18 protein-coding genes and 1 pseudogene are annotated in these 21215 nt (G+C 70.3%); 8 read left to right on the top strand and 11 right to left on the bottom strand.

All coding sequences use genetic code 11. The features are described from left to right. Positions 1-99: pseudogene (locus GB864_RS13990) on the top strand (IS481 family transposase); the annotation flags it as partial. On the opposite strand, the gene GB864_RS13985 reads toward GB864_RS13990, so the two are convergent. The 6 genes from GB864_RS13985 to GB864_RS13960 all read right to left on the bottom strand — a co-directional run bounded on the left by GB864_RS13985 (position 96) and on the right by GB864_RS13960 (position 6199). Continuing rightward, positions 96-761, bottom strand: coding sequence for a hypothetical protein (locus GB864_RS13985; RefSeq protein WP_160426102.1), 666 nt, complete (start codon positions 759-761; stop codon positions 96-98). The pseudogene GB864_RS13990 and the gene GB864_RS13985 overlap by 4 nt on opposite strands. Before the next feature lie 247 nt (positions 762-1008). Continuing rightward, on the bottom strand, positions 1009-1431 hold the full coding sequence (ctaF, locus tag GB864_RS13980) for an aa3-type cytochrome oxidase subunit IV (RefSeq protein WP_160426100.1): 423 nt from the start codon (positions 1429-1431) through the stop codon (positions 1009-1011). A gap of 3 nt (positions 1432-1434) precedes the next feature. Continuing rightward, on the bottom strand, positions 1435-3165 hold the full coding sequence (gene ctaD / locus GB864_RS13975) for an aa3-type cytochrome oxidase subunit I (RefSeq protein WP_160426098.1): 1731 nt from the start codon (positions 3163-3165) through the stop codon (positions 1435-1437). A gap of 9 nt (positions 3166-3174) precedes the next feature. Beyond that, positions 3175-4053, bottom strand: coding sequence for an aa3-type cytochrome oxidase subunit II (gene ctaC, locus GB864_RS13970; protein ID WP_160426096.1), 879 nt, complete (start codon positions 4051-4053; stop codon positions 3175-3177). A gap of 198 nt (positions 4054-4251) precedes the next feature. Continuing rightward, on the bottom strand, positions 4252-4605 hold the full coding sequence (gene erpA, locus GB864_RS13965) for an iron-sulfur cluster insertion protein ErpA (RefSeq protein ID WP_160426094.1): 354 nt from the start codon (positions 4603-4605) through the stop codon (positions 4252-4254). A 175-nt stretch (positions 4606-4780) separates the two neighbouring features. Continuing rightward, entirely contained in the window at positions 4781-6199 is a 1419-nt protein-coding gene (locus GB864_RS13960; protein WP_160426092.1) for a dipeptidase, read from the bottom strand. A gap of 39 nt (positions 6200-6238) precedes the next feature. On the opposite strand from GB864_RS13960, the gene GB864_RS13955 reads away from it, so the two are divergent. Next, entirely contained in the window at positions 6239-6811 is a 573-nt protein-coding gene (locus tag GB864_RS13955; RefSeq protein ID WP_336604014.1) for a DUF3043 domain-containing protein, read from the top strand. Positions 6812-6940: 129 nt separating this feature from the next. Here the strand turns inward: GB864_RS13955 and GB864_RS13950 are convergent, their stop codons facing one another. Beyond that, on the bottom strand, positions 6941-8083 hold the full coding sequence (locus tag GB864_RS13950; RefSeq protein ID WP_160426090.1) for an alkaline phosphatase family protein: 1143 nt from the start codon (positions 8081-8083) through the stop codon (positions 6941-6943). Between the two features lie 92 nt (positions 8084-8175). Between GB864_RS13950 and GB864_RS13945 the strand changes: the two genes are divergently transcribed. Beyond that, entirely contained in the window at positions 8176-10653 is a 2478-nt protein-coding gene (locus tag GB864_RS13945) for a DNA gyrase/topoisomerase IV subunit A (RefSeq protein ID WP_160426088.1), read from the top strand. 83 nt (positions 10654-10736) lie between these two features. Here GB864_RS13945 and GB864_RS13940 read toward each other — a convergent pair whose 3' ends face one another. Further along, on the bottom strand, positions 10737-12815 hold the full coding sequence (locus GB864_RS13940) for a DNA gyrase/topoisomerase IV subunit B (RefSeq protein ID WP_336604013.1): 2079 nt from the start codon (positions 12813-12815) through the stop codon (positions 10737-10739). A gap of 166 nt (positions 12816-12981) precedes the next feature. On the opposite strand from GB864_RS13940, the gene GB864_RS13935 reads away from it, so the two are divergent. Next, positions 12982-13206: a DUF7455 domain-containing protein gene (locus tag GB864_RS13935; protein ID WP_160426083.1), complete on the top strand. Its 225-nt coding sequence runs from the start codon at positions 12982-12984 to the stop codon at positions 13204-13206. Positions 13207-13216: 10 nt separating this feature from the next. Further along, positions 13217-14233 carry a sugar-transfer associated ATP-grasp domain-containing protein gene (locus GB864_RS13930; RefSeq protein ID WP_160426081.1) on the top strand — a complete coding sequence of 339 codons (1017 nt, stop codon included), beginning with the start codon at positions 13217-13219 and terminating at the stop codon, positions 14231-14233. Between the two features lie 75 nt (positions 14234-14308). Here the strand turns inward: GB864_RS13930 and GB864_RS13925 are convergent, their stop codons facing one another. The 3 genes from GB864_RS13925 to GB864_RS13915 form a co-directional block, all read right to left on the bottom strand. Beyond that, positions 14309-15010 (bottom strand): coenzyme F420-0:L-glutamate ligase, encoded by a 702-nt coding sequence (locus GB864_RS13925; RefSeq protein WP_160426079.1) that lies wholly within the window; start codon positions 15008-15010, stop codon positions 14309-14311. 63 nt (positions 15011-15073) lie between these two features. Beyond that, on the bottom strand, positions 15074-16453 hold the full coding sequence (locus GB864_RS13920; protein WP_160426077.1) for an RNA polymerase sigma factor: 1380 nt from the start codon (positions 16451-16453) through the stop codon (positions 15074-15076). A gap of 311 nt (positions 16454-16764) precedes the next feature. After that, entirely contained in the window at positions 16765-17685 is a 921-nt protein-coding gene (locus tag GB864_RS13915; RefSeq protein WP_160426075.1) for a proteasome assembly chaperone family protein, read from the bottom strand. A 123-nt stretch (positions 17686-17808) separates the two neighbouring features. On the opposite strand from GB864_RS13915, the gene GB864_RS13910 reads away from it, so the two are divergent. The 3 genes from GB864_RS13910 to GB864_RS13900 all read left to right on the top strand — a co-directional run. Continuing rightward, the gene (locus GB864_RS13910; RefSeq protein WP_160426073.1) at positions 17809-19299 is read left to right on the top strand and encodes a leucyl aminopeptidase; all 1491 of its coding nucleotides are present in this window, start codon (positions 17809-17811) and stop codon (positions 19297-19299) included. Between the two features lie 119 nt (positions 19300-19418). Then, a complete protein-coding gene (gene lpdA / locus GB864_RS13905; protein ID WP_160426071.1) occupies positions 19419-20792 on the top strand; it encodes a dihydrolipoyl dehydrogenase in 1374 nt (457 codons plus the stop codon). A 77-nt stretch (positions 20793-20869) separates the two neighbouring features. After that, on the top strand, positions 20870-21215 hold a 346-nt coding region (locus GB864_RS13900), incomplete at its 3' end, for a biotin/lipoyl-containing protein (protein ID WP_336604012.1).

Below are 21215 nucleotides of genomic sequence, written 5' to 3'. Positions count from 1 at the left end.
CCCAGCTGGCTCCACTTCTACAATCAGCACAGGCGCCACTCCGCGATCGGAGCCCCACCCATCAGCAGACTCAACAACCTGCCTGGACATCACAGCTAGAACGTCCCTGCCGGACAGGCCCAGACCCATGCGCCCTCGTAGAACCTCGGCACCATCGCCTCGGGCGCGCACGGGCCGCACTCCTCGGCGGTGGGTTTCGGCCGGACCGCTTCGAGTTCGGCGACCGTCGGGGCGACGTCCTCCGGGGCGACGGCTACTGGGGCCGCCGCTTGCGCGTCTGAGCGCGCCGCAGCGGCGCGTTCGGCTTCCGCCAGTGCCGCAGCCGCAGCAGCGGCACGTTCGGCCTCCAGCGCGGCAGCTCGCGCCGCGCGGGCATCCTCGACGGTGCCCTGCAGGGCGACTCGTGCCGCATCGAGGACGCCGGACGCATCCAGCAGCACCGACGGCGACGCGGAGGTGCCGACAGCGCCGACCACCGCGACTCGGGCCGCATCGAGCTCGGCGATCGACACCGCGCCGAGCTCGGCCGCCGCCGTCGCCCGAACCTCCTCGGTCGAGGCCAGCGTCCGCGTGGCGATGTCGGTTGCGACGTCCCGACGGGCCTCGGCCACGTCGTAGCCGAAGGCGCCGATGCCGACCAGCTGCCCATCGACCTGTGCGGTGCGGATGCGCTCCGTTCCCGTCGACGCGCCGGCCGGAGCCGCGCCCGCCCAGGCGATTCCGACTGCCCCGAGTGCGACGGCGCAGGCCGCTGCGCGCACCGTCCTCCGTCGTCGCGTCCGCGGCCGTTCGACCTCGTGCACCGTCGTCCTCAGCATTTCGTCTCCCCCAAGATCGAAACAAGTACCCCCCGAACAGGGCACACGGCTTCGAAGCTATCGGACGCCGCCAGGGCTTGCCAACCCGCGGCGCATGAGAGAACGAGGAGAATGCCACGCGTTCAGGCGCCGCAGGCGACGAGAACGGGGCCGGCCTCCGAAGAGACCGACCCCGTTTCGAGCGTGGAACTCAGCGTGCGAAGTTGCCGCGGTAGTACTCGTAGACCCAGCCGACGAGCGCGATGATGCCGATCGGGACGCCGATGAACGAGATCCAAGTGCCCACCGCGAGACCGAGGAACGTCAGCGCGGCCGCGGCCGCGAGGACGATGGGCCACCAGCTCCACGGGCTGAAGAAGCCGAGCTCCGGGTCGCCGTCGTCGATGTTGGCGTCGAGCCGGTCCTCCGGCAGTTCGCCGCCCTGCGACGCCCGCACGCGGCCGACGTAGAAGGCGATGAACGCGGAGAGCACTGCCGCGAGGGCGACGGCGATGGTGCCGGCCCACTCGGGGTGGCCGAGGCCGCTGTCGGCGGCGGTCCAGAAGCCGTAGATCACGGCCATGAGGCCCATGAAGACGGCGAGAACCCAGAAGAGGATCGCATTGGTGCGCATGGCTTACTTGACCTCTCCGGTCTCGGCGTCGCGGGTGATCGCGTCGGGTGCGTCCTTCACTGCTCCCACTCCCACCGGCAGGCCGGCCTCGGGGTGGTTCAGGTCGAAGGCCGGACGCTCCGAACGGATGCGCGGGATCGACGTGAAGTTGTGCCGCGGCGGGGGGCAGCTGGTGGCCCACTCGAGCGACCCGCCGTAACCCCACGGGTCGTTGACCGTGACCTTGGGCGCCTTGCGGGCCGTGAGGTACACGTTGAGGAAGAACGGGATGAGCGAGGCCGCGAGGACGAAGGCGCCGATCGTGGAGACCTGGTTCATCCAGGTGATGTCGTCCTCCGGCAGGTACGAGTAGTACCGACGCGGCATGACCTTGACGCCCAGCCAGTGCTGGATGAGGAACGTCATGTGGAAGCCGATGAAGAGCAGCCAGAAGTGCCACTTGCCGAGACGCTCGTTGAGCATCTTGCCGGTCCACTTGGGCCACCAGAAGTAGAAGCCGGCGAACATCGCGAAGACGACGGTGCCGAAGACCACGTAGTGGAAGTGGGCGACGACGAAGTAGGTGTCGGACACCGCGAAGTCGAGTACCGGCGAGGCGAGGATGACGCCCGTGAGGCCGCCGAAGACGAAGGTGATGAGGAAGCCGAGCGACCAGATCAGCGGGGTCTCGAAGGTGATCGATCCGCGCCACATGGTGCCGATCCAGTTGAAGATCTTCACACCCGTCGGCACGGCGATGAGCATCGTCATGAGCGCGAAGAACGGCAGCAGGACCGAGCCGGTGACGTACATGTGGTGGGCCCACACCGTCACCGAGAGAGCCGCGATCGCGATGGTCGCGTAGACGAGCGTCTTGTACCCGAAGATCGGCTTGCGGCTGAACACCGGGAAGATCTCCGACACGATGCCGAAGAACGGCAGCGCGATGATGTACACCTCGGGGTGGCCGAAGAACCAGAAGAGGTGCTGCCACAGGATGACGCCGCCGTTGGCCGCGTCGAAGATGTGGGCGTCGAACACTCGGTCAGCGCTCGCGGCCAGGATCGCCGCGGCCAGCACCGGGAAGGCCATGAGTACGAGGATCGAGGTCACGAGGGTGTTCCACGTGAAGATCGGCATGCGCCACATGGTCATGCCCGGGGCGCGCATCGTGATGATCGTCGTGATGAAGTTCACGGCGCCGAGGATCGTGCCGAAGCCCGAGAGGCCGAGGCCGAGCATCCAGAGGTTGCCGCCGACGCCCGGCGAGAACGTCGTGGAGGCGAGCGGCTGATAGGCGAACCAACCGAACGAGGCCGCGCCCTGCGGGGTGAGGAAGCCCGAGACGGCGATGAGCGAGCCGAACGCGAAGAGCCAGAAGGCGAAGGCGTTCAGTCGCGGGAACGCGACGTCGGGGGCGCCGATCTGCAGCGGCATGAGGACGTTGGCGAAGCCGGCGAAGAGCGGCGTCGCGAACATCAGCAGCATGATCGTGCCATGCATCGTGAAGAGCTGGTTGTACTGCTCGGGCGTGCTGACGATCTCGAGACCGGGCTCGAAGAGCTGGGCGCGGATGACAAGGGCCATCACGCCGCCGATGCAGAAGAAGATGAACGACGCGATCAGGTACATGTACCCGATGACCTTGTGGTCGGTCGAAGTGATCCAGCGGACGAGGACGTTGCCCTTCCGCTCGACCTTCGGAGTCCCGAAGGGAAGCGAGGCGGCCTGCGGCCGAGTTGCTGTCGTGCTCATCGCGGCGTCTTACTCCTCTTCGCGGACGGGCGCGTCCGTGCCGGGCAGGTTGGTGTTGCGGTCGTACTCGGTGGAGAGCTGGCCGGTCTGGCCCGCATCCTCGAGCGACGCGATGTAGTCGTCGTACTCGTCCTGGGAGACGACCTCGACGTTGAAGAGCATGCGGGAGTGGAACTCGCCGCAGAGCTCGGCGCACTTGCCGGCGAAGGTGCCCTCGCGCTCCGGCACGAACGACATGTAGTTCGTCTTGCCGGGGTACATGTCCTTCTTGTACAGGTAGTCGACGACCCAGAAGGAGTGGATGACGTCGCGCGAGTCGAGCGCGATCTCGACGTTGGCGCCGACCGGGAGCACGAGCGTGGGCGTATCGGCCGGATCGACCGAGCCGTCCTCGTTCGGCTGGACCTGCTCGGAGTACTCGTAGACGTCCTCGTTGACGTAGTTGAAGTCCCAGGCCCACTGCTTGGCGATGACCTGGACCTTGACGTCGATGTCGTCCTCGGCGAAGCGCTGCTCGATGACCGCCTGGTCACGGGCGGTGAACGCGAAGAAGCCGAGCACGAGGATCAGCGGCACGATCGTGTAGAAGATCTCGATCGGCATGTTGTAGCGCAGCTGCACCGGAAGTCCGGTCTGGCCCTTGCGCCGGCGGTACGCGATGACCGCCCAGATGGTGAGGCCCCAGGTGATGAGGCCGACGATGAGCAGCACGATCCACGACGTGACCCAGAGCCCCCGAGTGATCTCGGTGTGGTTCGTCGCAGCTTCACCGCTCTCGAATCCAGGCAGGAAGCCGTTGAGCTCTGCCTGGGTGCAACCTGCGAGAACGAGGCTGAGTGTCGCTGCTAGCGGTACTGCAGCCCATCGGAGACGGCGATTGTGACGCACCGGTGACCTTTCGGGAGACTCGAAGACACTTCTCAGAGAAGCGCATTGATCGGTGCAAGCCTACTCCCACTCCCCCTCCGCGTTGTGCACCCCGCGGTCTCTACGCACTGTCGATCTCTGGAATTGCCCCGGTCCGCAGTGCAAAAAGAAACGCGGGAAGGCTGCCGTGCAGCCCTCCCGCGTCGCGGAACCTGAGGATCAGTGGAACGAATCGCCGCAGGCGCAGGAGCCTTCGGCGTTCGGGTTGTCGATCGTGAAGCCCTGCTTCTGGATGGTGTCCTCGAAGTCGATCGTCGCGCCGTCGAGGTACGGGACGCTCATCTTGTCGACGATCAGGCCGACGCCCTCGAACTCCACGACCGCGTCGCCGTCGAGCACGCGCTCGTCGAAGTAGAGCTGGTAGATGAGGCCGGAGCAGCCGCCGGGCTGCACGGCCACGCGCAGGCGCAGGTCGTCGCGGCCCTCTTGCTCGAGCAGGCTCTTGACCTTGCCGGCCGCGGGCTCGCTCAGCAGCACGCCGTGGGCGGCCTTCTCGGTGATCGTGTCGGTCATCTCACTCCTCGGAAAGACTTCGGTGCGAACGGCACGCAACACCGTTCACGGCGATGATATCCCCGTTCGCTCCCGATACACCCTGAGGATGCCTCGTGAATTCGCCGAGGTCGTCGCAAGCTGCAGGGGTCCGGAGACGGCCGTGCCGGGCACGGAGACCCGGCACGGCGTCGGCTCAACCGGCCCGGCGGTTCAGCCGCGCGAGGAGCAGCGCCTCGCTCAGGAGCGCCTTCTTGAAGACGCCGAGGTGGAGCGACTCGTTGGGGCTGTGCGCCTTCGAGAGCGGGTCCTCCACGCCGGTGACGAGGATCTGCGCGGCGGGGAACTCCTCGACCAGCTCGGCGATGAACGGGATGGAGCCGCCGACGCCGATCTGCACGGGCTCGCGCCGCCAGGCGTCGCGGAAGGCGTCGAGCGCCTCGGCGACGGCCCAGCCGGAGGTGTCGACGAGGAATGCCTGGCCGGTGTCGAAGCCGTCGTACTCGAGCACGGCGCCGAACGGCGCGTTGGCCTCGAGGTGGGCGCGGATGGCGGCGAGCGCCTCGTCGGCGTCCTGGCCCGGAGCCACGCGGGCGCTGATGCGGGCGCGCACCGACGGCACGAGGGTGTTGGAGGCGTTGGCCACCGTCGGCGCATCGATGCCCGTGACGGTGATCGAGGGCTGCGACCAGATGCGCGAGAGGATGCTGCCCCGGCCGATCGGGCTCACCGCGTCGAGCAGACCCGTCTCCTCGCGCAACTGCGCCTCGTCGTACTCGGGCGTCTCCAGGCCGGCGTCGCGGAGCCCCTCGACGGCGACGGAGCCGTCGGCGTCGTGCAGCGAGGCGAGCATCCGGACGGCCGCGAGCATGGCATCGGGGACGGCGCCGCCGAACATGCCCGAGTGCGAGGCGTGCCCGAGCGTCGAGACGCGCACGTTGAAGGCGACCGCGCCGCGGAGCGCCACGGTCAGCGCCGGCGTCTCGGCATCCCAATTGCCGGAGTCCGCGACGACGATCGCGTCGGCCTCGAGGAGATCGCGGTTGTCGCGCAGGAAGTTCGCGAAGGAGCGAGACGCCCACTCCTCCTCGCCCTCGATGAAGACGGCGATGCCGAGGTCGAAGTCGTCCCCGACCGCCTCGACGAGCGCGCGGATCGCGCCGACGTGCGTCATGACGCCGGCCTTGTCGTCGGCCGCGCCGCGGCCGTAGAGACGCTCGCCGCGCTGCGTCGGCTCGAACGGCGGGGTGTCCCAGTCCTCGTCGGCCCCGGGGGGCTGCACGTCGTGGTGCGCGTAGAGGAGGACGGTGGGGCGGCCGTTGCGAGCCGGGCGGCGGGCGATGACGGCGGGATGCCCGTAGACGTCGTCGGAACCGGCCTCGAGGGCGCGGCGGATGTCGACCGTGTCGAACACGCCGGTGCCGCGCAGCAGGGCCGCGACGGCCTCGGCGCTCTCGGCGACGTGCGCCGCGTCGAACGCGGGCCAGGACACGGAGGGGATGCAGACGAGCCCCGCGAGATCGGCGACGGCGGCGGGGAATCCCGCGGCGACCGCGGCTTCCACCCCCTCGTCGATCCGTGCGTTCGCTGCGTCTTCAGGGAGGGCGTCGCTCATGCGGGTAATCTTAAGGGAACCCGACTTTCGAGGAATCCAGTGGCCAAGAACCTGACACAGCCCACGCCCGGCGACGAATCGCCGGCCGAGGCGCCCAAGAACGACAAGAAGGGCACGCGCACACCGACGCGCGCCGAGCAGGAGGCCGCGCGCAAGCGGCCTCTCGTCCCCGACGACCGCAAGGAAGCGGCGAAGAAGGCGAAGTCGGATGCCGCGGAGCAGCGCCGCAAGTACAACGAGGGCATGGCGGCCGGCGACGAGCGCTACCTCCCCGCCCGCGACAAGGGCCCGCAGAAGAAGTTCGTGCGTCACTACGTCGACGCCCGCACCTCGCTCGGCGAGCTGCTGCTGCCGGTCATGCTCGTCCTCGTCCTCGCGTCGCTCATCCCCGTGGTCGAGGTCCAGGCGTACGCGATGATCGCGCTCTACGTGTATCTCCTCGCGGCGATCGCCGACGCGATCATCCTGACGTTCACCATCAAGCGCAAGCTCCGCGCCAAGTTCGGCACCGCCGAGCGCGGGGTCGGCTGGTACGCCGCGATGCGCGGCCTGCAGATGCGCGTGCTGCGCCTGCCGAAGCCGCAGAACAAGCGCGGCAACTACCCGGCCTGAGCCCCGCACCGTCACGACGCCGAGCCACCTCCGGGCGCTCGGCGTCGTCGCGTTCCCGGGACGATCCTCACCACGTCCCGTCCGCGGTGCACGGCAATCGGCAGCGGCGCGCCGCGCCGACCGCCCGGCTCAGCGCGCGAACGCCCCGAATCGCAGCAGTGGGACGCGCCGCTCGTCGTCGGTGAGCGAGCCGTGCTGGCCGATCATCTTGCGCGGCGCCTGGTCGGCATCGCGACCGTCGTAGTAGGCGATGCCGGAACGCGCGGCGACGAGGAGGTCGGGGATGCGCGGGCGAACCGCCGGGTCGACGTCGCCGAAGTAGCCCGCGGCGATCGCCTCGTCGCCGGAGGCGACCCATGCCCGATGCGACTCCGCGTCCCGCCAGCGGGACACGAGCGCGTCGCGGTCCGCGGCGGCGAGGGCCGGCTCGAAGTAGAGGTAGCGGCAACGCGGCTCGCCCGCGACGTGCCGCACGCCGTCGAGCAGGCCGGGCGTCGCGTCGAGGAGCACGTGCCGGTGCGGGGGGACGTCGAGCATGCCGTGATCGGCGCTCACGAGCATCCCGACGTCGCGCGGCAGTCCGCGTTCGAGGCGGGCGATCGCGCCGTCGAGCTCCTCCAGTCGCCCCGTCCAGCGATCGGACTCCCACCCGTCGCGATGGCCGGCCTGGTCGAGTTCCGGCACGTACAGGTAGACGAGGGACGGGCCGGTGCGCACCGTCGCGAGGGCGAGGTCGACGCGCTCGTCGATCGTGCGGCCGCCGACGTAGTCGGCCCCGCGCAGCACGGCGCGGGTCAGCCCGCTCGTCGCGTACGACGGGGCGCCGATCGCGACCGGCCGGATGCCTCGCTCGAGCGCGGACTCGAACAGGGTCGGGCGGGGCTGCCACACCTCGGGGACCATGCGGGCGTCCCACCCGCTCAACTGATTCACGACGCGGTCGTGGGCGGCGTCGAGCACGGAGTAGCCGACGAGCCCGTGCTCGCCGGCGGGCACGCCGGTCGTCAACGTCGCGAGGGCCACGGCGGTCGTCGACGGGAACGTCGACCACGCGACATCCTTCTTGCCGAGGCGGCCGGCGAGGGTGCGGGCGTGGCCCGCGCGGGCCTTGAGGTTCGACGCGCCGAGCCCGTCGACGAGGACCACCACGGCGGAGCGGACGGGCGGGAGCGCGAGCGCGGCCGCGGCGCCCGACGTCGCGGCGAACGCGCCCGCCAGCACGTCGGCCAGCCTCGTCGCACCGTCCGGGGCGACCGGTAGCATGGCAGGCATCGCGCCAGTCTGGCACAGCCGACGGCGCATGGACTTCGAGCCCGAGCTCCTGACCAGACGCGCCTCCCCCGGCGCCACGAACGAGACGACGGATGACCCGCAAGAACGACCGCGCAGCCGCACCCGAGATCGTCGAGCACATCGAGGACGTCGACCTCTCCCGTGAGATGCAGGACTCCTTCCTCGAGTACGCGTACTCGGTGATCTACTCCCGCGCCCTCCCCGACGCCCGCGACGGCCTGAAGCCCGTGCAGCGACGCATCCTCTTCCAGATGGCCGAGATGGGCCTGCGGCCCGACCGCGGCCACGTCAAGTCGGCGCGCGTCGTCGGCGAGGTCATGGGCCGCCTGCACCCGCACGGCGACTCGGCGATCTACGACGCCCTCGTGCGACTGGCGCAGCCGTTCACGCTGCGCGTGCCGCTCGTCGACGGCCACGGCAACTTCGGCTCGCTCGACGACGGACCGGCCGCCGCGCGCTACACCGAGGCCCGCCTCGCCTCCCCCGCGCTCGCGATGACCGAGTCGCTCGACGAGGACGTCGTCGACTTCGTGCCGAACTACGACAATTCGTACGACCAGCCCGAGGTGCTGCCGGCGGCCATCCCGAACCTGCTCGTCAACGGCGCCGCCGGCATCGCGGTCGGCATGGCGACGAACATGGCCCCGCACAACCTCGTCGAGGTGGTCGGCGCCGCGCGGCATCTGCTCGCCCACCCCGAGGCCGACCTCGAGACGCTCATGGAGTTCGTGCCCGGCCCGGACTTCCCCTCGGGCGGCACGATCGTCGGCCTCTCGGGCGTCCGCGACGCCTATGCGACCGGCCGCGGCTCGTTCAAGACCCGTGCGAAGGTCTCGGTCGAGCAGCTCACCGCCCGCAAGGTCGGCCTCGTCGTCACCGAGCTGCCCTACCTCGTCGGCCCCGAGAAGGTCATCGAGAAGATCAAGGACGGCGTCCAGTCCAAGAAGATCACCGGGATCAGCGACGTCGCCGACCTCACCGACCGTACGAAGGGCCTGCGGCTCGTCATCGGCATCAAGACCGGGTTCAACCCGCAGGCGGTGCTCGAGCAGCTCTACCGGCTCACGCCCCTCGAAGACGGCTTCAGCTTCAACAACGTCGCCCTCGTCGACGGCCAGCCGCAGACGCTCGGACTCAAGTCCCTGCTCGAGGTCTTCATCGGGCATCGCCTCCGCGTCGTCACGCGCCGGTCCGAGTTCCGCCTCGCGCGCCGTCGCGAGCGGCTGCACCTCGTCGAGGGCCTCCTCATCGCGATCCTCGACATCGACGAGGTCATCCAGGTCATCCGCACGTCGGACGACGCGGAGTCGGCGCGCGGCCGGCTGCGGGAGGTCTTCGAGCTCTCCGAACTGCAGGCCGAGTACATCCTCGAGCTGCGACTGCGCCGCCTCACGCGATTCTCGCGCATCGAGCTCGAGACCGAGCGCGACAAGCTGCAGTCCGAGATCGCCGAACTCGTCGAGCTGCTCTCGAGCGAGGCGCGCCTGCGCGGGCTCGTGTCGGACGAACTGGCCGCCGTGGCCGATCTCTACGGCACGCCACGTCGTACCCTCCTCACTGAAGCGCGGGTGCAGCCGACCGGTCGCCGTGCGGCGGCCGCGGCCGCCGCGTCCCTCGAGCACGCCGACGTCCCGACGCGCGTCGTGCTGACCGCGAGCGGCCGCATCGCCCGGATCGACGCGGCCGACGGGGCGGACGCCGTGGCGATCACCGCTCCGACGCGTCGGTCCAAGCACGACGCGGTGAGCTCGAGCGTCGCGGCGACGAGCCGCGCCGAGATCGGCGCGATCACGAACCGCGGCCGGCTCATCCGCTTCTCCCCCGTCGACCTGCCCGTGCTGCCGGGCAACGCCCCGCACCTCGCGGCCGGCGTGCGCGTGCGCGACTACCTCGGTCTCGCCGACCGCACCGAGACCGTTCTCGGCGTCGTGTCGCTCACCGGCGATCGTCCGATCGTGCTCGGCACGGCGCAGGGCGTCGTCAAGCGCGTCGCGACGGGCGCCTACCCGAACAAGCCGGACTTCCCCGTCATCGCGCTGAAGGACGGCGACACCGTCGTCGGCGTCGCGCAGGGCGGCGAGGACGACGAACTCGTCTTCGTCACCGACGACGCCCAACTGCTCCACTTCCCGGCGTCCGCGGTCCGGCCGCAGGGCGCGACGGCGGGCGGCATGGCGGGTATCAAGCTCGCCGCGGGCGCGCGGGTCATCGCGTTCGACGTGCTCGCGCCGGCCGACGTCGAGTCGGCGGTCGTCGTGACGGTCACCGCGGGTGCGGAGACGCTCGTCGGCGCCGACCCGGGCAGCGGCAAGGTCTCCGCCTTCGCCGAGTTCCCCGGCAAGGGCCGCGCCACGGGCGGCGTCCGAGCGCAGCGCTTCCTCAAGGGCGAGACCGCGCTCGGCCTCGCCTGGGTCGGTCCGGGCCCGGCGCTCGCACTCGGCCCCGACGGCTCTGCGCGCACCCTGCCCGACGAGCCGCTCGCCAAGCGAGACGCCTCCGGTGCGTTCCTCGAATCCGAGGTGTCATCCGTCGGCCGCCGGCTCGGCTGACTCCGGAGCGACGGAACGCCCCGGCCGCGCGAGCGGACCGGGGCGTTCTGCGTTGCACGGCCGGAACACCCGGCCGGCGACGGTCAGGCGTCGATGCGGTCGCGGCTGAGGCCGGCGGCGCTGTCGACGATGAACTCCTTGCGCGGTGCGACCTCGTTGCCCATGAGCAGCTCGAAGACGCGGCCGGCCGCCTCGGCGTCGGCGACGTTCACACGCCGCAGGGTGCGGTGCGCCCGGTCCATCGTCGTGGTCGCGAGCTGGTCGGCATCCATCTCGCCGAGGCCCTTGTAGCGCTGGATCGGGTCCTGATACTTCTTGCCGCGCTTCTTGAGGTCCGCGAGCACGGCGTTCAGCTCGGCTTCGGAGTACGTGTAGATCGTCTCGTTCGGCTTGGATCCGGGGTTCATGACGACGACTCGGTGCAGCGGCGGAACCGCGGCGAAGACGCGTCCGTCCTCGATCATCGGCCGCATGTAGCGGAAGAAGAGCGTCAGCAGCAGCGTGCGGATGTGGGCGCCGTCGACGTCGGCGTCGCTCATGATGATGACCTTGCCGTAGCGCGCCGCCGACAGGTCGAACGTGCGACCCGAGCCGGCGCCGATGACCTGGATGATTGCCGCGCATTCGGCGTTGGAGAGCATGTCGGAGATCGACGCCTTCTGGACGTTCAGGATCTTGCCGCGGATGGGCAGCAGCGCCTGGTGCTCGCTGTCGCGGGCCAGCTTCGCCGTGCCGAGCGCGGAGTCGCCCTCGACGATGAAGAGCTCGCTCTGCGCGACGTCGGTCGAGCGGCAGTCGACGAGCTTGGCGGGCAGCGAGCTCGACTCGAGCGCGTTCTTGCGTCGCTGGGTCTCCTTGTGGGTGCGCGCCGAGATGCGCGCCTTCATCTCGGAAACGACCTTCTCGAGCACGAGAGCCGTCTGGGCTTTGTCGTCGCGCTTCGTCGACGCGAAGCGCTCGGCGAGCTGCTTGGCCACGACGTTGGAGACGATCGCGCGCACCGCGGGGGTGCCGAGCACCTCCTTCGTCTGCCCTTCGAACTGCGGCTCCGGGACGCGCACGGTGAGCACCGCCGTGAGGCCGGCGAGCATGTCGTCCTTCTCCGGCTTGTCGGTGCCGGCCTTGAGCTTGCGGGCGTTCGCCTCGATCTGGGCGCGGAGGAACTTCAGCAGGCCCTGCTCGAAGCCGGCTTGGTGCGTTCCGCCCTTCGGCGTCGCGATGATGTTGACGAAGCTCTTGAAGACCGTGTCGTACCCGGTGCCCCAGCGCAGGGCGAGGTCGACCTCGCATTCGCGCTCGACCTCGGTCGGCACCATCGCACCGCCGGGCGAGAGCACCGGCACCGTCTCCTTGAAGGTGCCGCTGCCCTGCAAGCGCCAGATGTCGGTGACGGGGGCGTCGATGGAAAGGTGCTCCACGAACTCCGAGATGCCGCCCTCGAAGTGGAAGCGGTGCGACTCGGGCGCCGCCTCGCGCTCGTCGATGACGGTGATGCCGAGTCCCGGCACGAGGAAGGCGGTCTGCCGCGCGCGACCGAGCAGCTCGTCGAGCTGGAATGCGGCGCCCTTCGTGAAGATCTGACGGTCGGCCCAGTACCGCACGCGGGTGCCGGTGACGGCCTTGGCGACCTTGCCCACGACGCGCAGCTCGCTGCGCTGCTCGAACGGGGTGAAGGGGGCCTCGGGCGTCGGCGTCCCGGCATCCTCGAAGCGGCCGGGCTCGCCGCGGTGGAACGACATCGCCCACGTCTTGCCGTCGCGGTCGACCTCGACGTCGAGGCGCTCGGACAGTGCGTTGACGACGGATGCGCCGACGCCGTGCAGACCGCCGGAGGCGGCGTACGAGCCGCTGCCGAACTTGCCGCCCGCGTGGAGCTTCGTGTAGACGACCTCGACGCCCGAGAGTCCGGTCTTCGGCTCGATGTCCACGGGGACGCCGCGCGCGCGGTCGCGCACCTCGACGGAGCCGTCGCCGTGGAGGACGACCTCGATTTCGGAGCCGAAGCCGGCCAGCGCCTCGTCGACCGAGTTGTCGATGATCTCCCAGAGGCAGTGCATGAGACCGCGCGAATCCGTCGACCCGATGTACATGCCGGGTCGCTTTCGGACGGCCTCGAGACCCTCGAGGACCGAGAGATGACGCGCGGAGTAGTCGTTGCTCACGTCGTGGAAGCCTACCGGCCGCCTCGGACGCCTCCGGCCGACGCCCCGGCTCGTCGTGGCGGGGAATCCGAATCCGCCGACAGCGAAACGAGGCCCGATGGGAGCGGAACCCGGGTCGAGGTGTGGTCTCATTGAGGAAAGCCGCTTCGCACCTGGAGGAGGAGCCATGTCACAGTTCGCCGAGCCGACCGAGACGGTCGAGGCAAACCGCTACGAGCTGACCGCCCTCGATCGCTGCGATGCGTGCGGCGCCCAGGCGTACATCCGCGTCCAGGTCGCCACCGGCGAACTGCTGTTCTGCGCCCACCACGGCCGCAAGCACCAGGAGAAGCTCTCGACCATCGCGCAGAGCTGGCACGACGAGTCGGCCCGCCTGCACGAGTCCGACTAGGCGGCCGGGGTTGGCCGGGCTGGGCGCGCTGCGGCGCGCCCGCTACCTCGCCGAGCGCGCCGCAGCGGTGTCGCCCTCGAGGTTGAGGCAGTACGCCTCGCAAGCGCAGAAGACCACCGCCAAGTCGCAGGTCCGGCTCATCGCCGACATGCTGTGGTGCTCGGTGCGCTACGAGATCGCCTTCCAGGACTACGTCGACTGGGACATCCACCTGCTGCGCCGCGATGAGCGACCGACATGGATGACGCATCCGAAGTCGAACCACCTCGCCCAGCGCTACAACGACCCGTCGCATCGCCAGCGGTTCGCGAACAAGCTCGAGTTCGACCGCGAGTTCGACGCCTTCATCGGGCGCGAGTGGCTCGACGTCCGTTCGGCGTCGGTCGACGAGGTGCGCGAGTTCGTCGAACGTCACGGCAAGGTCATGGCGAAGGTGCCCGACTCGCTCGGCGGCAAGGGCATCGGCAGCCGTACCGCCGCCGACATCGACGACTGGTCGGCGTTCCGCGACGAACTCGTCGCCGGCCGGCAGTTCCTGCTCGAGCAGTTCCTCGTGCAGCATCCGGTCATGGCCTCGCTCAATCCGTCGAGCGTCAACACGCTGCGCATCATCACGTGGTTCGACGGCTCCGAGGTCTCGGTGCTCGCCCGCGTGCTGAAATGCGGCAACGGCGGCGACATCGACAACTTCTCCTCGGGCGGCATGTATACGATGCTCGACGAGGCGGGCGTCGCCCACTACGCGGCCTTCGACGGCGAGAGCGACACGTTCGCCGTGCACCCGGGCTCCGGCACGTCGATCGTCGGCTTCGAGGTGCCGCGCTTCGCCGAGGCTGTGGCGCTCGCCGACCGTCTGGCGCGCATCGTCCCCGAGATCCCCTACGTCGGGTGGGACATCGCGATCACCCCCGACGGGCCCGTCGTCATCGAGGGCAACTACAACACGGGCGTCTTCCAGACCAAGCCCTCGGTCTCCGGGGTGCGCACCGGGCTTCTCCCCCACTACCGCGACACGATCGGGTTCTGATCCCGCCCGCCGCGGGCGGGAAACGACGAACGGGCCGGATGCTGCTGCATCCGGCCCGTTCTCGTGCTCGTCGGTTCAGACGGCCTTGCGGATGACGCCGAGGGGCGTCGACTGGTGGCCCTGGCCGAGCGGGTTGTCGCTCAGGATCGCGACCATCTCGTCGTCGCGCTTGTGGCCGAGGGTCGTGCCGAGGATGTTGCCGCCGATGTCGTTCATGTCGACCACGAGCACGTCGGCCTTGCCGCCGAAGAGCGCCTTGAGTCGGGCCGCGACCTTGTCGGGCTCGGCCGGCGTGAGGACGACCTGCGAGTTGTACGGCGGGATCGTTCCGGACGTCGGGCCGTCGATGCCGCGCGCCTTCGAACCCGCGATGCGGTAGAAGTCGCCCTTCCGGCCGAAGGCCTTCGTCACGGCGGCGACGCCCGCGGCGAGCAGGATGCGGGGCGTCCCGCACTCGCGAAGGGCCATCTCCATCGTCTCGGGCATGCCGAGGCCGATGCCGTAGGGCGTCTTCACGACGTACTTCGAGAGCGTCACCGCGAGCTTGCGCGGCTGGATCTCGTCGATCGGGTACGACCGGCCCTGGCTGATCGCGACGATCTTCTCCGTGACGAAGAGGATGTCGCCCGGCTCGAGCACCGGCTCGGCCGCCTCGCGGACGATGGCGTCGAGGTCGTCGCCCGCCATCACCACCTTCGTCTTGATCGGGATCCGCTGATAGTCGACGCCGTCGACCTTCGTCGTGAGTTCCTTGCCGTCGTTGGCGCTGGGCTGCACCGGATGTCTCCTCGGGGTGGTGATGGTGCGCGGGCGGGGGCGGGGGCGGGTGCGGGTGCCGGCTTACTCGAGGTAGTCGCGCAGCGACTGCGACCGCGAGGGGTGCCGGAGCTTGGCCATCGTCTTCGACTCGATCTGGCGGATGCGCTCGCGCGTCACGCCGAAGGTGTCTCCGATCTGGTCGAGCGTCTTGGGCATGCCGTCGCCGAGGCCGAAACGCATGCGGATGACGCCCGCCTCGCGCTCGGAGAGCGAATCGAGCAGGCTCTCGAGCTGCTTCTGCAGCATCGTGAAGCCCACCGCGTCGGCCGGCACGACGGCCTCGGTGTCCTCGATGAGGTCGCCGAACTCGCTGTCGCCGTCCTCACCGAGGGGCGTGTGCAGCGAGATCGGCTCGCGGCCGTACTTCTGCACCTCGATGACCTTCTCGGGCGTCATGTCGAGCTCGCGCGAGAGCTCCTCGGGCGTGGGCTCGCGGCCGAGGTCCTGCAGCATCTGGCGCTGGACGCGGGCGAGCTTGTTGATGACCTCGACCATGTGCACGGGGATGCGGATGGTGCGAGCCTGGTCGGCCATGGCGCGCGTGATCGCCTGACGGATCCACCAGGTGGCGTACGTCGAGAACTTGAAGCCCTTGGTGTAGTCGAACTTCTCGACCGCGCGGATGAGGCCGAGGTTGCCCTCCTGGATCAGGTCCAGGAACTGCATGCCGCGACCGGTGTAGCGCTTGGCGAGCGAGACCACGAGGCGCAGGTTCGCGCCGAGCAGGTGGCTCTTGGCGCGCTGGCCGTCGCGGGCGACCCACTGGAGCTCGCGGCCGAGCTTCGAGCGGCGCTCGGCGTCGCTCATCTGCGAGAGCTTCTCCTCGGCGAACAGGCCGGCCTCGATGCGCATCGCGAGCTCGACCTCTTCGGCCGCGTTCAGGAGCGCGACCTTGCCGATCTGCTTCAGGTAGTCCTTGACCGGGTCGGCGGTGGCGCCGGTGATCAAGGTCGAGTAGACCGGCACCTCGTCGTCGTCGTCGACGGCGCGCAGCACGAGCGCGCCGGTCGGGTGGGGCTCGACCGGGATGACGGCCTCGTCCTCGTCGTCGGCCGACTCGTCGGCGGCGTCGGCGGACTCCGTGTCGGTCGTGTCGACGGCTTCGACCTCGACCTCCTCGAGCGTCTCCTCGTCCTCGTCGGCCTTGGCGGCCTTCGACTTCGTCGACGTGCGCTTGGCGGCCGTCTTCGTCGCCGTCGCGCTCTTGGCCGCGGTCGCGGTCTTCGAAGCGGCGGCGGTCTTGCTCTTGGCCGCCGTGGTCTTCGCGGCCGGCGCCTTCGCCGTCGCGGTCTTCGCAGCCGTGGTCTTCGCACGGCTCGTCGTCGTCGGCTTCTCCGCTTCGGCCGTTTCGGCCGCAGCAGGAACCTTCTTGGTGGTCGTCGCCATTCTCGAGCCTCTCATCGCCGTCGTCACGCGGCATCCCCGCCGAACGGCTCTCGCCCCCGGGCCGGTGATCTCGGCGCCACTGGGGACGGCGCCGCGTTTTCGGACACTACAAGGACCCATGTCAAGTCCGGTGATCCCGACGGGATCGAACCGCGGACTGAACGGGTCCTGCAGCAATTATAACCACGGGGTCTTGTGCGACGCGCCGAAGTATGCTGGCGCGCCGTCCCCGCACATCGGATCCAACGTGATTCCGGATGTCTGCATTCCCGGTCAGCGTGCATTTCCGGCGTATCGGAACGGATGACCGCCGGATGTCCGCGGCGTCACGCGCCGGGCTGCTCCTCGTCGCGCGTGCGCCGGATCGCGAGGAACTTCTCGAGCTCCGCGGCGATCTCGTCGGCGGTCGGGACCTCGCCCGCTTCGTCGGTCAGCGGCGATCGCAGGCCGTTGTCCTCCATATAGGCGTCGTGGCGCTCCTCGAGCGTGTGCACGAGCTTGCCGAGCTCGCCGTTCTCGGCCACCTGCTGGTCGATGCGCGACTCGAACTCGCGATTCTGCTCGCGGAGGCGATCGGTCGGGAAGATGAGGCCCGTCGCCGCACTGACCGACTCCAGTGCCGTGATCGCGGTCGCCGGATACTCGGTGTCGGCGAGGTAGTGCGGCACGAGCAGCACGAAGCCGGTGCTCGGCTCGTCGAGCTGCCGCAGCCGGTACTCGAGCAGATGCAGGGCGTTGGCGGGCGCCTGCGTGGTGGGGCGCCAGACGCTCATGGACTCGACGAGGTCGCTGCGGTTGCCGCTGACGGTGACGCTGATCGGGCGCGTGTGCGGGACGGGCATCGGGATGGCGTGCATCCAGGTCGTCGAGGACACTTCGAGCTCGTCGATGAGCTGCAGCACCGCGGCGGTGAATCGATTCCACTGGAAGTCGGGCTCGTATCCCGTCAGCAGCAGGAACTGCTGCCCCAGGTCGTCGTGCGCGAGTTCGAGCGAGAGCCGCGGCGGCTCGTACCCGCCGATGTGGTCCTGGTCGAACAGCACGATCGGCCGGCGCGCCCGGTAGTCGAGCAGCTCGTCGGCGTCGAATAGCGCGACCTCCTCGAGCTCGAGCTCGTTGCGCAGGAACTCGGTCATCTGGGAGACGGCTCCGCCCGCGTCGGCGAAGCCCGTCAGCCCCGCGACGAGCGGCAGGCCCGCCGGCACCGGGACCCCGGACGACGTGTAGAGCTCCCGAGGTTCGCGCATACCGTCATCGTATCCGCGGCGGAGGACCGCCCTCCCCGGCCCGGGTCGCCCTCCCCACGCCGTGAGCGAACACCGGATGCCCCGGCCCGCGGCCTCGCAGGGGACCCGCCTACCATCGAAGCCATGCCCATCGCCGCACTCTCGCTCCACTCCTCCCCCGCGATCGATTCCGATGCCGACGTCGTCGTGCTCCTCGTCCGGAAGACCTCCGACGGGCCCGTGCTCGTCTCGGCAGCCGGCTACGAGAAGCTCGCCCCGAGCCTCGCCGCCATCGGCGTGAGCGGTGCCGCCGAGGAGTTCGTGCGGATCCCCGCGCCGTCCGGCACCGGGGCGATCGGCCTCCTGGGCATCGGCGACCGGCCGGATGCCACCGCGCTCCGGCTTGCCGGCGGCGCCGCCGCCCGCAAGCTCGCCGGCGTCGCCCGTGCGGCGTTCGCCGCCGAGGAGCTCGCCGCGGACGAGGCATCCGCCCTGCTCGACGGCGCCGCCCTCGGCGCCTACGCCTATCTGGCCTACCGCTCCGGCGAACCGAAGGCCGCCCTCGCCGCCGTCGACCTGCACACGCCGCACGACGCCGAGACGATCGGCCTCGAGCGCATCCGCGTCACCGCGAGCGCCAATGCCCTCGTCCGCGATCTCGTCAACGAATCGCCGCGCGACCTCGCCCCTGCCGACCTGGCCGAGCGCGCGCTCGCCGAGGTCGTCGACCTCCCCGTCGAGACCCGGGTGTGGGACGTGCCGGCGCTCGAGGCCGACGGGTTCGGCGGCATCCTCGGCGTCGGTGCCGGCTCCTCGCGCCCGCCCCGCCTCGTGCGGCTCGACTACGCGCCCGCCGACGCGCGACTCCACCTCGCGCTCGTCGGCAAGGGCATCACGTTCGACTCGGGCGGCCTCTCGCTGAAGCCCGCCCTCTCGATGGTCGGCATGAAGAGCGACATGGCCGGCGCCGCGGTCGTGCTCGCGGCGGTCGCCGCGCTCGCGCGGCTGGGCGTCCCCGTGCGCGTCACCGGCTGGCTGTGCATCGCCGAGAACCTGCCGAGTGCGACGGCCATCCGCCCCAACGACGTGCTCACGATCCGCGGCGGCACGACCGTCGAGGTCACCAACACCGACGCCGAAGGCCGGCTCGTGCTCGCCGACGGCATCGTCGCCGCCGGCGAGGAGGGTCCCGACGCGATCATCGACGTCGCGACCCTCACCGGCGCGCAGATCGTCGCGCTCGGCAAGCGCACGTCCGGCGTGCTCGGCGACCGCACGCTCGGCGCCGCGCTCGTGGACGCCGGCGAGGCCGTCGGCGAGGCGTTCTGGCCGATGCCGATGCCGAAGGAGCTCCGCTCGCTCCTGGACTCCGACGTCGCCGACCTCGTCAACACGAAGCTCGGGCAGACGGCCGGCGGGATGCTGACCGCCGCGATCTTCCTCCGCGAGTTCGTGGGCACCCGCGAGGACGGGACCCCGATCCCGTGGGCGCACCTCGACATCGCCGGTCCCGCCCTCAACGAAGGCGCCGCGTGGGGCTTCACCCCTGCCGGCGGCACCGGCGTCGCCGCCCGCACGCTCGTCGAACTCGTCGAGCGCCTCGCCGCCCTGGGCAGCGTCCCCGCCGACCGCTGACGGCGACGCCCGCGCCGGAGCGGCGGGGTAGGCTCGAGTGACGCACGCTGCGTCGACCACCCGACCTCGTCGCCTCCGGCGCGGGGTCGTGCCACGCCCCGAGGGAGGGCCTCCGAACCGTGACCGAGCATCAGTACGACCTCGTCGTCCTCGGCGGCGGCAGCGGCGGATACGCCGCCGCGCTGCGCGCCGCCGAACTCGGCAGCCGTGTCGCGCTCGTCGAACGCGACAAGCTCGGCGGCACCTGCCTGCACCGCGGGTGCATCCCCACCAAGGCGATGCTCCACGCCGCCGATGTCGCGGACGCGGCACGTGACGGCGTCCACTTCGGCGTGCGGGCCGTCGTCGAGGGCATCGACCTCGCCGGCGTGACCGCGTTCCGCGATGAGATCGTCACCGGCAAGTGGAAGGGCCTCACGGGCCTCGTCGCCAAGCGCGGCATCGACGTCATCGCCGGTGAAGGCCGGCTCGTCGAGTCGAACGCCGTGCAGGTCGGCGACGACGTGTACCGAGCACCGAACATCGTGCTCGCGACGGGCTCGTACTCGCGCACGCTCCCCGGCCTCGAGCTCGGCGGTCGCATCCTCGACAGCGAGGCCGCGCTGGCCCTCGACGAGATCCCGGCCCGGGTGGTCGTGCTCGGCGGCGGCGTCATCGGCGTCGAGTTCGCGAGCCTCTGGCGCTCCTACGGCGCCGAGGTCGTCATCGTCGAGGCCCTTCCGCACCTCCTGCCCGCCGAGGAGGAGTCCTCGTCGAAGCAGCTCGAACGCGCGTTCCGCAAGCGCGGCATCGAGCAGCGCCTCGGCGTGCGCTTCGCCGGCGCGACCCAGGATGCCTCGGGCGTGCGGGTCTCCCTCGAGGACGGCACGACCATCGACGCCGACTCCCTGCTCGTCGCGGTGGGCCGCGGCCCGGCGAGCGCCGGGCTCGGTTTCGAGGAGGCCGGCGTCGCCCTCGACCGCGGCTTCGTGGTCGTCGACGAGCGGCTCCGCACGAGCGTCCCGGGCGTCTGGGCGGTGGGCGACCTCGTCGCCGGCCTGCAGCTCGCGCACCGCGGATTCCAGCAGGGCATCTTCGTCGCCGAGGAGATCGCGGGTCTCGACCCGGTGGTCGTGGCCGACGAGAATCTGCCGCGCGTCGCCTACTCCGACCCCGAGGTCGCTTCCATCGGGCTGACGGAGGCCGCGGCGATCGAACGGTTCGGCAGCGAGCACGTCGTCGTCGCCGAGGCGAACCTGGCCGGCAACGGCAAGAGCCACATCCTCCGCACGAGCGGCTCCGTCAAGGTCGTGCGCGCCGCCGACGGCCCGGTCCTCGGCGTCCACCTCGTCGGCGCCCGCGTCGGGGAACTCCTCGGCGAAGCGCAGCTCGTCGTCGGATGGGAGGCCCTCCCCGAGGACGTCGCGCCCTTCGTGCACGCCCATCCGACGCAGCACGAGGCGCTCGGCGAAGTCTTCCTCAAGCTGGCGGGAAAGCCCCTCCACTTGATCTGAACCTGCGCGGCCCCACGGACGCGTTGCCATACCAATAAACTGATTCATGCGAAACACGCTGTGAAGGAGTCCATCGAATGAGCGAATCCGTCAGCCTCCCGGCACTCGGCGAGAGTGTCACCGAAGGCACGGTCACCCGCTGGCTGAAGAACGTCGGCGACCGAGTCGAGGTCGACGAGCCGCTGCTCGAGGTCTCGACCGACAAGGTCGACACCGAGATCCCCTCGCCCGTCGCGGGCGTCATCGAGGAGATCCTCGTGCAGGAGGACGAGACCGTCGAGGTCGGCACCATCCTGGTGACGATCGGCGACGGCAGCGCTGCGCCCGCCGCGGCCGAGCCCGCTCCGGCCGCCGAGTCTGCGCCCGAGCCGGAGCCCGAGCCCGCCGCGACTCCCGAGCCGGCCCCCGCGGCCGAGCCCGCCC

It is taken from the genome of Agromyces seonyuensis (assembly GCF_009789225.1).
GTDB classification, from domain to species: Bacteria; Actinomycetota; Actinomycetes; order Actinomycetales; family Microbacteriaceae; genus Agromyces; species Agromyces seonyuensis.
Note: the sequence above shows the minus strand (reverse complement) of the source record. Positions and strands in the feature narration are given on the sequence as shown.